Origin of the sequence: Streptomyces sp. 378 (genome assembly GCF_030124145.1) — a bacterium.
GTDB lineage: Bacteria > Actinomycetota > Actinomycetes > Streptomycetales > Streptomycetaceae > Streptomyces.
The window spans coordinates 240390-252317 of record NZ_JASKMS010000004.1 but is presented as its reverse complement, the minus strand read 5'-3'; the positions used below and the strand labels follow the sequence as shown (position 1 = coordinate 252317).

Here is an 11928-nt window from a genome sequence, read left to right as displayed (position 1 = left end):
ACGAGCGGGGGCGCGCGGGCTCAGCCGCCGCTGCCGTAGGGCCGCGTGATGATCTCCAGGCGGTGGCCATCGGGGTCGTTGAAGTAGGCTCCGCGGCCGCCGTCGTTGTGGTTGATCTCGCCGGGCCGGCTGTGGAACGGGTCCGCCCAGTAGGTCAGGCCGGCCTTCTGGACGCGGCCCAGGATTTCGTCGAACTCGTCCTCCGAGACGAGGAAGGCGTAGTGCTGCGGCGAGATGGCTTCGGAGCTGTCCATGAAGTCGAGGGTCACGCCGTTGGGGATCTCGACCGGGAGGAACGGGCCGTAGGGCGGACTCACCTCGAGGCCCAGGAGATCGGCGAGGAAGCGGGCGGAAGCGCGCTTGTCGTGTGCGACGACGATGGTGTGGTTCAGCTGCACGGCCATGGTGGGCCTCCCCTGACGTACCTGGCGAACCCCTCTGGTGCACTCCCCCACGTGTACCCCGCGTGCGCCCCGTCGTGCACCGGGAATGCCCTGAGCGCCCCGGCACGTGGCCGGGGCACTCAAGGCTGCCCCACGGGGAGCAGGGCGCGCCCCGGCACGTGGCCGGGGCACTCAAGGCTGCCCCACGGGGAGCAGGGCGCGCCCCGGCACGTGGCCGGGGCACTCAAGGCTGCCCCACGGGGAGCAGGGCGCGCCCCGGCACGTGGCCGGGGCACTCAAGGCTGCCCCACGGGGAGCAGGGCGCGCCCCGGCACGTGGCCGGGGCACTCAGGACTGCCTCACGGAGGCCGGGCGCGCCCCGGCACGTGGCCGGGGCACTCAAGGCTGCCCCACGGGGAGCAGGGCGTCAGATCGTCGCCGTGTCGATCACGAACCGGTAGCGCACGTCGCTGGCCTGGACCCGCTCGTACGCCTCGTTGATCCGGTCACCGCTGATGACCTCGATCTCGGCGCCGAGGCCGTGCTCGGCGCAGAAGTCCAGCATCTCCTGGGTCTCGGCGATGCCGCCGATCATGGAGCCGGCGAGAGTCTTGCCGCCGCCGATCACCGAGAAGAGGTTGAGGGAGACGGGCTCCTCGGGGGCGCCGACGTTCGCCAGCGTGCCCTCGGTCCTCAGCAGCGACAGGTAGGCGTTGAAGTCCAGCGGCGCGGACACCGTGGACACGATGAGGTCGAACGTGCCGGCCAGCTCCTCGAAGGTCTTCGGGTCGCTGGTGGCGTAGTAGTGGTCGGCGCCCAGCCGCAGGCCGTCCTCCTGCTTGCGCAGGGACTGCGACAGCACGGTCACCTCGGCGCCCAGCGCGTGGGCGATCTTCACGCCCATGTGGCCGAGGCCGCCCAGGCCGACGATCGCGACCTTCTTGCCGGGTCCGGCGCCGAAGCGCTTGAGCGGGGAGTAGAGGGTGATGCCGGCGCACAGCAACGGGGCCGCGACGTCGAGCGACAGGCCGTCGGGGATGCGGACGACGAAGTTCTCGTCGACGACGACCTTCTCGGAGTAGCCGCCGTAGGTGGGCTCACCGTCCTTGCCGATGCCGTTGTACGTCGGGATGTTGCCCTGGACGCAGTACTGCTCACGGCCGGCCTTGCAGTTCTCGCACTCGCGGCAGGAGTCGACCATGCAGCCCACGCCCACGCGGTCGCCGACGGCGAACTTCGTGACGCCCTCGCCGACCGCGGAGACGACACCGGCGATCTCGTGGCCGGGGACCATCGGGAAGATCGCCTCACCCCAGCCCTCCTGGGCCTGGTGGATGTCGGAGTGACAGATGCCGGCGAACTTGATGTCGATCAGGACGTCGAACTCGCCGACCTCGCGGCGCTCGATGGTGGTGCGCTCCAGCGGAGCCTTGGGAGCGGGAGCGGCGTACGCAGTAACAGTGGTCATGCCGGGGTTCTCCTAGCGGGGGTCGTGCGCCCGGCCGCCTTCTGGATCTTCTGACCGGGCACGATCACCAGCCTGCCCGATCCGCGGATACTCACCCAGACCACGCTCTTGCGTACGCACACGGTGCGTACCACTGGCGGGGTCAGGCTCGTGTGCGTACGACCGTGAATACTGGACGGCATGGACGAACAGCCCGAACCCGCACAGACGCCCGGCGGCGGCCTGGACCGGCGTGCCGAGCTCAGTGAGTTCCTGCGCACCCGGCGGGCCCGGCTGAAGCCCGAGGAGGTGGGCCTGGCCGACTTCGGGCGGCGGCGCGTGCCCGGACTGCGCCGGGAGGAGCTGGCGCAGCTGGCCGGAGTGTCCGTGGCGTACTACACACGGCTGGAACAGGGCAACGGCCGCAACGTCTCGGCGGAGGTGCTGGACTCGATCGCGCGCGCTCTGCGGCTGAGTGACGCCGAGCACGCGCACCTGACGCATCTGGCGAAGCCGAAGCAGCACAAGAAGAAGGCGGTGGCGCGCAGCCCGCAGGTGCGGCCGGCGCTGCGGCATCTGCTGGACTCGATCGACGGCGTCCCGGCGTACATCGTCGGTCGCCGCTCGGACATCCTGGCCTGGAACCGGATGGCGTCGGCCCTCTTCGGCGACTGGGCGCAGATGCCGGCGCAGGAGCGGAACTGGGCGCGGATGGTGTTCCTCCGGCCGGAGTACCGCGAGCTGTACCTGGAGTGGGAGCAGAAGGCGGCCGACATGGTCGGCTACCTGCGCATGGACGCGGGCCGCCACCCGGAGGACCCGCGGCTGTCGGCCCTGGTGGGCGAGCTCTCCGTGAAGAGCGAGGAGTTCCGCCGCCTGTGGGCCGCCCACGACGTCGAGGAGAAGAGCTACGGCGTCAAGCGCATGCGCCACCCCCTGGTCGGCGACCTGACGCTGTCCTTCGAGACGTTCCGCCTGATCGACGACGCCGAACAGTCCCTGATCACGTACCACGCGGAGCCGGGCACACCGTCGGCGGACGCCCTGCGCCTGCTGGCGAGCTGGGGGGCGGACGCGGCCCGGGCGGGGACCGAGAGCCCGGCCCCGTAGACGCGGAACGGCCCGCCGGAAGCCGAGGCTCCCGGCGGGCCGCTCACAGACAGGCCCTACGGCCTACTTGCCGTAGTACGCGTTGTAGATCGAGATCGTCGACTTGTTGCCCTTCTTGTCGGCGATCTTGGCGTGGAAGGAGATGGCCTTCCCCTTCGCCGGGTTCTTGAAGGAGACCTTGCCCTTCTTGACGGCGAGCTTCTTCCAGGTCTTGCCGTAGTCGTACGACACGTACACCGACAGCGACTTCAGGTTGCTGCCCTTGGCCGCGCCCTCGACCGTGACCGGAACGGTGACCTTCTTGCCCGCCGGGACCTTGCTGTCCAGGCCGGTGGCCGCGTGGAAGCGGGCCGTGGAGGCGGGCAGCTGCTTGAGGTCGGTGGTCTTCTTCGAGCGGAACGTCCAGCTGGCGTCGACGCGGGTGGAGGCCGCGGCGACCTTGACGCTGCGCTTGACCGACGTCGTCAGCTTGTACTCGGCGTCACCGGCCGGGACCTTGAACTGCTTGTCGCCGAACAGCGGGTCGTCGTTGCTGCCGACCTTGGTGCCGTTGCGGTACAGCGTCGTGTTGACCGACGAGAAGGTCGAGTAGCCCACGTTGCCCTTGCCGTCGGCGAACAGCGGCAGGGAGCCGAAGATCTCGTTGCCCTCGCGGAAGACGCCGAAGTCGGCGGTGAGCCGCGGCCCGAAGACGGCCGTGTTGACGGTCTCGGAGTAGCTCTTGCCGGCCGCGTACTTCTGCTGGCCCATCGAGTAGGCGGCCTCGTCGATCGGGAAGCCGTCCGGGTCCACCCCGCCGTACTGGGAGAACTCCAGCTGCCACTGCACACCGCCCTGGGCGGACAGGTGCAGCTTCCGGGTGCCGGGCAGGGACTGCTGGATGCCGATCGAGGAGGCGCTGGTGCTCCACGGCATCCAGCCGACCGCGTTGACCGCGCCCTTCTTGCCGGACGTCGGGGCGCCGAGGCCGACCTTCACCGTGGCCAGCTCACCGGCCTTGTAGTGCTTGGTGAAACCGGTGGCGAGCTGCTTGACCGGGCCGCCGGCGACGGTGTTGTACTCCTCGTTGGCGCCCTTGCTCCAGTGGCCGTCCCACTGCTGGGTCACCGAACCGTCGGTGATCTTCGGGCCGACGTGGGCGCTGCGGATCTCGGCGAAGGATTCCAGCCACCAGCCGAAGCCGTAGCTGGAGTCACCGGCCGTCACCGTGTAGTCGGCCGAGGCGAACTCCGACTTGGTGCCGGTGGCCGGGACGGTGATGTCCACCTTCTTGGCCTTGCGGGCGTCCAGCGTGACCGTCGTGTTCTTGGTGACGTTCAGCTTGGGCTGCGCGAGCCAGTCGACGCCCGCGAACTCCTCGGGGTCGTCGCCCACGTAGACGTTGCCGTTGAGGACGTAGGTGCCCTTGGGCAGCCGCGTGGTGACCGTGCCGTCCGCGTCGTAGGGCATGACCCACTTGCCCTTGCCCAGGCCCGCGATGCCGCTCAGGTCGGCGCTGTAGTTCTTCGCCGGCCGGCCGTCGCGGTTCAGCACCTTCAGCGTGACGTCGTACGACTCGACCTCGCGCTGCACCGCCGCCGCCGTGCGCACCGTCTGGCCGCCGCCCGTCGCCGTCACGTACGAGGAGTACGCGCCGTCGAGCGTGCCGCCCAGCTTGGTGTTGACGGTGAAGGGGACGGAGGCCTTGCCGCCCGCCGGGACTGTCACCGAGGTGGCGCCGAGCTTGAAGAAGCCGGCCGGGGCGGCCTGGCCCTTCGGGTTGGTGGCGGTCGACGCCAGCTTCAGCGTGACGTCCTTGGTACCGAGGTTGCGGTACGTCAGCTGCTTGGTGACCGGCTTGTCGTCGGTGTGCGGCCACTGCTGGATGCCGAAGCTCACCGACACCGGCTCGGCGATGACGGTCTGCTTGACGGCCTTGTCGACCTGGACCCGGCCCGAACCCTGCTGGAGCGGCGTGTACGTGCCGCCCTTGGTGGAGCCGGTGAGAGCGCCCTTGAGCTCGGAGTACTTCCACTCGGGGTGCTGCTGCTTCAGGATCGCCGCCGCGCCCGCGACGTGCGGGGTCGCCATCGACGTACCGGAGATGGTCATGTAGCCGGCCGGCTTCTCGCCGACGTCCTGGCCTATCAGGTTGCCCGGGGCGGAGGCCGCGGTGATGTCCACACCGGGCGCGGTCACGTCGGGCTTGAGGGCGCCGTCCATGCCGGGGCCGCGGCTGGAGAAGTCGGCCAGCTTGTCCTCGTCGTCGACCGCGCCGACGGTCAGGGCCGCGGCGGCGCTGCCGGGGGAGCCGACGGTCTGCTCGCCGAAGCCGCCCTCGTTGCCGGCGGCGATGGCGAACAGGACGCCCTTCTCCTCGGAGAGCTTGTTCACCGCCGCTTCCATCGGGTCGATGGCAGGCGTGTCCAGGCCGCCCAGGCTCATGTTGACGACGTCGGCACCCTGCGCGGCGGCCCACTCCATACCGGCGACGATCTCTGAGTCGTTGCCGAACCCGGCGTCGTCGAGCACCTTGCCGTTGAGGATCTTGGCGCCGGGCGCGACACCCTTGTACTTGCCGCCGGACTTCGCGCCGGTGCCGGCCGCGATGGCGGCGACGTGGGTGCCGTGGCCGACCTTGTCGGTGGTGTCGGGCGCGGCGGAGAAGTTCTTGGCGTCGATGACCTGGCCCTTGAGGTCGGCGTGCGTGCCGTCGACACCGGTGTCCAGGACGGCGATCTTGACGCCCTTGCCGTCGTAGCCGGCCGACCACGCCTTGGGCGCGCCGATCTGCGCGACGGACTTGTCGAGGTTGGCCTGGCGGACGCCGTCGAGCCAGACGTGCGCGATACCGGAGGCGGTTTCGTCGCCGTTGGTGACGGCGTCCCACAGCTCGGGGGTGTCCCCCTGCGGCGTCTGGACCGCGTCGGCGTTCAGGGTCTTCAGCGTGTGGCTCAGGGTCCCCGCGTCACGTACGTCGGCCTTGGTGTCCGCGGCGTTGCCCCGGTAGCCGACGATGACCTTCAGGCCCTTCTTCTGGGCCTTGCGGGTCGTGGACTTGTTGAGCTCGGTGACGTCGAAGAGACGCTGGTCGAGCTTGCCGGTGGCGACCAGACGGGCCGCGTCGGCCGGGATCACGAGGGTGTGACCGTCGATCTTGCGGACCTGGACGGGTATGTCCTCACGGCCCTTGGCCCGCTCCAGGCCGACCACGCGGCCCTTGGCGTCCAAAGAGACCCGGTCGCCGGTGATCAGCGTGATGTGGTGCTTGGCGGTGAGCGAGGCCGGCTTGGAGGCGGCGGCCGTCCGCTCGCCGTCGGCCGACGCCGGGCTGGTCATGCCCGCCGCGAGGGCCACGGCTGCCGCTGTGGCGACCGTGGCCGCGCACGCCCTTTTCACTTGTCTGCGCAAGTTTCCCCCTTGCAGAAGAACCGGGTGAATTCCCTGTTCACCCGGCCGGGGGTGGTCTCGTACGCATGCCCGTACGCCCCCCGGAATACGCAGTATGCCGAGGGGTGATCAGGTGCTCAATAGATGAGAAGAAGGTAAGAACTCCGTCGGCCGACTGTTACACAGCCGCCGGAACTCCGTTACAGGGCAGAGGAGTTGCGCACGCGTGTTCCCCTTGACGCGGATCCGGCCCTTGCGGATCGCCGCCGGGCTCGGGGCCCAGGACGGTCTCCTGAGAAGAGACGAAAGGCCGCCGCCCACCCCCCGGCGGGGGTGGGCGGCGGCCTTACGTCAGTGGAACCGGCGAGTGGTCAGACCGCCGAACCGGCCTTCCAGTCGGCCCAGTTCATGTTCCAGCCGTTGAGGCCGTTGTCCGGCGCGATCGTCTTGTCGCCGGTGTTCTCGACGACCACGACGTCACCGATGAGCGAGTTGTTGTAGAACCACGCGCCCGGCGTGTTCGGGTCGTCGGCGCCCTTGGCGTCCTGCAGGCCCACGCAGCCGTGGCTGGTGTTCGCGCTGCCGAAGATGGACTTCGCGCCCCAGTAGTTGCCGTGGATGAACGTGCCGGAGCTGGAGAGGCGGATGGCGTGCGGCACGTCCTTGATGTCGTACTCACCCTTGCCGTCGTCGTCCGTGAAGCCCACGGTCGCGCCGTTCATGCGCGTCTCCTTGAACTTCTCGGACATCACCATGACGCCCTCGTAGGTCTTGTTCTCGGGCGAGCCGGCGGAGATCGGGATCGTGCGGACGACCTTGCCGTCCTGCGTGACCTTCATCTGCTTGGTCTTCGCGTCGACGTACGAGACCTGGTTGCGGCCGATCTTGAAGGTGACCGTCTTCTGCTGGACGCCGAAGACGCCCTTGGCTCCCTCGACGCCGTCGAGCGCGAGCTTCAACGTGACGGTGGAGCCTTCCTTCCAGTAGTCCTCGGGCCGGCAGTCCATGCGGTTGGCGTTGAACCAGTGGCAGGCGACCTCCTGGCCGCCGCTCGTGCTGACCTCGATGCCCTTCTGGACGGCCGCCTTGTTGGTGATCGCCTTGTCGAAGTTGATCGAGACCGGCATGCCGACGCCCACGGTGGTGCCGTCGTCCGGCGTGAAGTTGCCGATGAAGCTGTTGGCCGGGGAGACCGTGGTGAACGAGGCGTTCTCGTGGGCGACGCGGCCCTCGGAGTCCTTCGCCTCGGCCGCCAGCTTGTAGGTGGTGGACCGCTCCAGCTGGGCGGTGGGCTTCCAGCTGGTCTTGTCGGCGGATATCTGGCCGCTGACCTCGGTGCCCTCCGACGTCGTCATCTTCACGTTCGTGAGCGTGCCCTTGCTCACGGTGACGGCGGCGGAGTTGTTGATGGAGGCGTTGTCGGAACCGTCCTCGGGCGTGATCTTGATCTGGGCCTCGGAGGTCTTCTTCGCCGCCGCCTCGTCGACCTTCGACTGGGAGCCGTTGCCTCCGTCGCTCCCGGCGCCGTCGTCGCCTCCGGAACAGGCCGAGAGCATCAGCACTCCGCCGAGCAGTGCGGACGCGACCGTCAGGCCCTTGCGCCGCTTACTGACCGTCATCACACGCTTCTCCATCGTTGCCCAATTCCCCAAAACCCCGAGTGCGCCCGCCGCACCTGAGCGCCCCCGCCCACTCTGAGTGCCCCCGTCGGAACCCATGAGTCCTTCGTCCGGAAGGTTCAACGCTACGACCGGTTCGTCCGGTTCCCCAGGTCGCGCAGGTGTGGGGATCACCACGTCCGTGACGGACGGTGCCGGTCGATACGGGTGCGGTCGATGCGCCGCTTGAGACGCGAAGACCCCCGGCGGCGGTTGCCGCCCGGGGTCACGAGTTTCCCGAACAGCTCAGCCGTCGTCGCCGTCGCCATCATCCTCGTCGAGGTCCCACTCCGGCGAATCGGGGTCGTAGTCGATCCGCTCGCTGCTCCAGGAGGCCTGCTGGAGCTCCACCCCCGGCACCTGGCTGACCAGGTCGAACGGGTCCACGAGGTACGCCAGGGCCTCCGCGGTGTCTTCCGTCACAGCGCCCTCGGCGTGGGTCCGTTCCGCCGCCGGCATCTCTGCGTCGTCCGCGATCCGGCGCAGCGCGGCCTTGGTGACCGCGTCCGCGTCGCCGACCTCGAGAACGACTTCGACCCGAACCCGTACAAAACGTGATGTCTCTGGAGTGCTCATGTCGCGAGCGTACGTCCAGGTCCTCCCGTGACTTTCCCGTGACCCGCGACTTTCACTAACATCGCCCCACACGGCCAATTCGCCAGCGCCACAAGGGGATCGATATTCCGTGTCATCCGCTCGCCGTCCGTTGCTGACCGCCACCGCCGCGGCGTCCCTGCTGGGCGCCCTGTGGTTCGTCCCGTCCGCGAACGCGACGTCGGACTCGCCGGTGAGAGACGCGGTCTCGACGAGCCCGTCGCCGCAGGTCACGGAACAGGCCCGGATCGCGGCCACGACCGCGGACGCCTCCGTCACCGGCACCCGTCTCGCCGACACCGGCAGCTTCGACAGCACGCCGTACGTGATCGGCGGGACCTTCTGCCTGACCCTGGGCGCCGGATTCGTCGTGTACTCGGTCCGCCGGGAACGGCTCGGTCTCTGACGGTCGTTGACGCGGGGCCCCGCCGACGACAGGGCCCCTGCCGCCCTACTGGAGCGGCCCGGTGACCTTCTCCACGGCGGCCAGCAGCCGCCCGTCCCGCACGAACGCGTCCGCCGCGGCGAGGTCGGGGGCGAGGAACCGGTCCGGCCCGGCGCCCTGGACTCCCGCCTCCCGTACGGCGTCGATGACCGCCCGCGTCGCGGGTGCCGGGGTCAGCCCCTCGCGCAGCTCGACGGCGCGCGTGGCGGCGTAGAGCTCGATGGCGATGACGCGGGTCAGGTTGTCGACGGCCGTGCGCAGCTTGCGCGCCGCCGACCAGCCCATCGAGACGTGGTCCTCCTGCATGGCGGAGGACGGGATCGAGTCGGCCGACGCGGGTACGGCGAGCCGCTTCAGTTCGCTCACCAGCGCGGCCTGTGTGTACTGGGCGATCATCAGGCCCGAGTCCACACCGGGGTCGTCGGCGAGGAACGGCGGCAGGCCGTGGCTGCGGTTCTTGTCGAGCAACCGGTCGGTGCGCCGCTCGGCGATGGAGCCGAGGTCGGCGGCGGCGATGGCGAGGAAGTCCAGCACGTAGGCGACGGGCGCCCCGTGGAAGTTGCCGTTGGACTCGACCCGGCCGTCGGGCAGGACCACGGGGTTGTCCACGGCGGACGCCAGCTCGCGGTCGGCGACCAGCCGGGCGTGGGTCATGGTGTCCCGCCCGGCGCCGGCGACCTGCGGGGCGCAGCGCACCGAGTAGGCGTCCTGGACGCGCGGGGCGTCGTCCTGGTGGTGCCCGGTCAGGCCCGACCCCTTCAGCACCGCCAGCATGTTGGCGGCGCTGGCGGCCTGCCCCGGGTGCGGGCGGATGGCGTGCAGTTCGGGGGCGAGGACCTTGTCGGTGCCGAGCAGGGCCTCCAGGGACAGGGCGGCGGTGACGTCGGCGGACCGGTAGAGCGTCTCCAGGTCGGCCAGGGCCATCACCAGCATGCCGAGCATGCCGTCGGTGCCGTTGAGAAGGGCCAGGCCCTCCTTCTCGCGCAGTTCGACCGGTTGGATGCCGTGAGCGGCGAGGAGTTCGGCGGCCGGGCGCACGACACCGTCGGGGCCCTCGGCGTCGCCCTCACCCATGAGCGCCAGCGCGCAGTGGGACAGCGGCGCGAGGTCGCCGGAGCAGCCGAGGGAGCCGTACTCGTGCACGACCGGGGTGATCCGGGCGTTGAGGAGGTCGGCCATGGTCTGCGCGACCTCGGGCCGGACGCCGGTGTGTCCAGAGCAGACGGTCTTGAGCCGCAGGAACATCAGGGCGCGGACGACTTCGCGCTCCACGGCCGGGCCCATCCCGGCGGCGTGCGAGCGGACGATGTTGCGCTGGAGCCGAGCGCGCAGCTCCGGGCTGATGTGCCGGGTCGCCAGGGCACCGAAGCCGGTGCTCACGCCGTACACGGGGTCCGGCTTGGCCGCCAGCGCGTCCACGATCTCGCGGGCCGCGGCGAGGGCGGCCACGGCCTCCTCGGAGAGCTCGACGCGGGCACCGCCGCGTGCCACGGCGAGCACGTCGGACGCGGTCACCCCGGAAGCCCGCCCGTCGCCCACCACCACCCTTTCAAGGCCGCGCTTCGCGCCTTCCCCGCTCACCACAGTGTGCATATCCATATTCAGGAGCGTACGCAGTGAATTCAATGGTGTCACCACTGGGGGCGGCGTTCACCCCTTACCGAATGCGTCACACCATCCGGTCACCGCATGCGTCACACCGTCCGGCCCGCCGGAGTCAGGGCGCGTGCCGGCCCCTGAACCTCCGGCGCTCACCGCCCGCCTCCTGGGACGGCTGGTCCGCCAGCCGCACCACGGGATCGTCCGGCCCGGCCCGCCCGGCCACGACCGGTCTGTTCGCCCGCTCGGCCTTGGCCCGGTACTGGGCGGCGTCGGCCAGACGGAAGAGCCGCCGGGCGGAGCGCACGGGCCCGATCGGATCCTCCGTGGACGCGACCCCGCAGGCCACGCCGTCCCCGAGCTCCAACTCGGCGGCCCGGCGGCACAGTTCGCCGGCCGCTTTCACGACCTGGTCGGCGGGCGGCCCGACCGCGAGCAGACAGAACTCGTCCCCGCCGAGCCGCGCCGCCAGCGCCCCGGGCAACATGGCCCCGCACAGCGACAGCACCGAGCCGAACCGCTCCAGGAGCCGGTCACCGGCGGCGTGCCCGTGGGTGTCGTTGACCCGCTTGAGCCCGTTCAGATCGCAGACGACGAGACTGACGACGGCCCCGTCACCGCGATGCCGCTCGATCGCCTGCTCCAGGCGCACGTCCACGGCACGCCGGTTGGCGAGTCCGGTGAGGGAGTCGGTGAAGGCGAGCCGCCGGACCTCCTCCAGCCGCTCGGTCTGGGCGATACCGGCGGCCACGACGGAGGCCAGGACGGTGGCGAAGTCGGCGTCACCCCGGCCGAAGACGGCTTCACCGGCCGGCCGGGCGACGTACAGCTCGCCCCAGGCCCGCCCGTGCAGCACGATGGGCGCGACCACGCAGCAGCCGCGGCCCCGGCGCCGCAGGGCGGCCACCCGTTGATGGCAGTACCCGGGCCGCCGCCCGGCCGCGGGCCCCTCGGCGGTCTCCACCCACGCGTCGGGCTCCCCGCCACCGGCCCACTGCTCGTGCAGGAACTCGGTGATCTCCGCGAACTGGTGCACCGGATAGGCCTCGTCCTCGGGGAACTCCTCCTCCCCCGCGGCCAGCTCGCCGACGTTCACGAGGACCCTCAGCCGCCCGAGCTCCCGCTCCCACACCGACAGCGCGGCGAAGCTCCCGCCCAGGGCCCGGCACGCCCCGGTGGCCGCCGCACGCCACGCCTCACGCGACCCGTGCGCGGCCGCCATCCCCTGAGCCAATGCGACGACGGCCGCCAGCCGTCTGTCCTCACCCATCACTCCAGGCTAGGGAGTTTCCAGCCAGACTGACCTGTTTACGACGCGAACGG

General features: G+C 70.4%; 9 protein-coding genes. 2 read left to right on the top strand and 7 right to left on the bottom strand.

Annotated elements, in window-relative coordinates; translation table 11 throughout:
• Window positions 1–20: 20 nt before the first annotated feature.
• Together QNO09_RS08145 and QNO09_RS08140 are read right to left on the bottom strand one after the other, a co-directional pair.
• Window positions 21–404, bottom strand: a complete 384-nt coding sequence (locus QNO09_RS08145) for a VOC family protein (protein ID WP_283969380.1) — start codon at window positions 402–404, stop codon at window positions 21–23.
• A 406-nt stretch (window positions 405–810) separates the two neighbouring features.
• Window positions 811–1851, bottom strand: a complete 1041-nt coding sequence (locus QNO09_RS08140; RefSeq protein ID WP_283969379.1) for an NAD(P)-dependent alcohol dehydrogenase — start codon at window positions 1849–1851, stop codon at window positions 811–813.
• Window positions 1852–2031: 180 nt separating this feature from the next.
• On the opposite strand from QNO09_RS08140, the gene QNO09_RS08135 reads away from it, so the two are divergent.
• On the top strand, window positions 2032–2940 hold the full coding sequence (locus QNO09_RS08135) for a helix-turn-helix domain-containing protein (RefSeq protein ID WP_283969378.1): 909 nt from the start codon (window positions 2032–2034) through the stop codon (window positions 2938–2940).
• 63 nt (window positions 2941–3003) lie between these two features.
• Here the strand turns inward: QNO09_RS08135 and QNO09_RS08130 are convergent, their stop codons facing one another.
• From QNO09_RS08130 to QNO09_RS08120, 3 genes are all read right to left on the bottom strand, one after another.
• Window positions 3004–6318 carry a S8 family peptidase gene (locus QNO09_RS08130; protein ID WP_283969510.1) on the bottom strand — a complete coding sequence of 1105 codons (3315 nt, stop codon included), beginning with the start codon at window positions 6316–6318 and terminating at the stop codon, window positions 3004–3006.
• A gap of 362 nt (window positions 6319–6680) precedes the next feature.
• Complete coding sequence (locus QNO09_RS08125) at window positions 6681–7928, bottom strand: L,D-transpeptidase (RefSeq protein WP_283969377.1); 1248 nt, start codon at window positions 7926–7928, stop codon at window positions 6681–6683.
• Between the two features lie 285 nt (window positions 7929–8213).
• On the bottom strand, window positions 8214–8543 hold the full coding sequence (locus QNO09_RS08120) for a hypothetical protein (RefSeq protein WP_283969376.1): 330 nt from the start codon (window positions 8541–8543) through the stop codon (window positions 8214–8216).
• Between the two features lie 109 nt (window positions 8544–8652).
• Here QNO09_RS08120 and QNO09_RS08115 point away from each other — a divergent pair, with 109 nt between their 5' ends.
• Window positions 8653–8967 carry a hypothetical protein gene (locus tag QNO09_RS08115; RefSeq protein WP_283969375.1) on the top strand — a complete coding sequence of 105 codons (315 nt, stop codon included), beginning with the start codon at window positions 8653–8655 and terminating at the stop codon, window positions 8965–8967.
• 45 nt (window positions 8968–9012) lie between these two features.
• On the opposite strand, the gene hutH is transcribed toward QNO09_RS08115, so the two are convergent.
• The gene (hutH, locus tag QNO09_RS08110; RefSeq protein WP_502962262.1) at window positions 9013–10605 is read right to left on the bottom strand and encodes a histidine ammonia-lyase; all 1593 of its coding nucleotides are present in this window, start codon (window positions 10603–10605) and stop codon (window positions 9013–9015) included.
• A 118-nt stretch (window positions 10606–10723) separates the two neighbouring features.
• Complete coding sequence (locus QNO09_RS08105; protein ID WP_283969374.1) at window positions 10724–11875, bottom strand: GGDEF domain-containing protein; 1152 nt, start codon at window positions 11873–11875, stop codon at window positions 10724–10726.
• Window positions 11876–11928 lie beyond the last annotated feature (53 nt).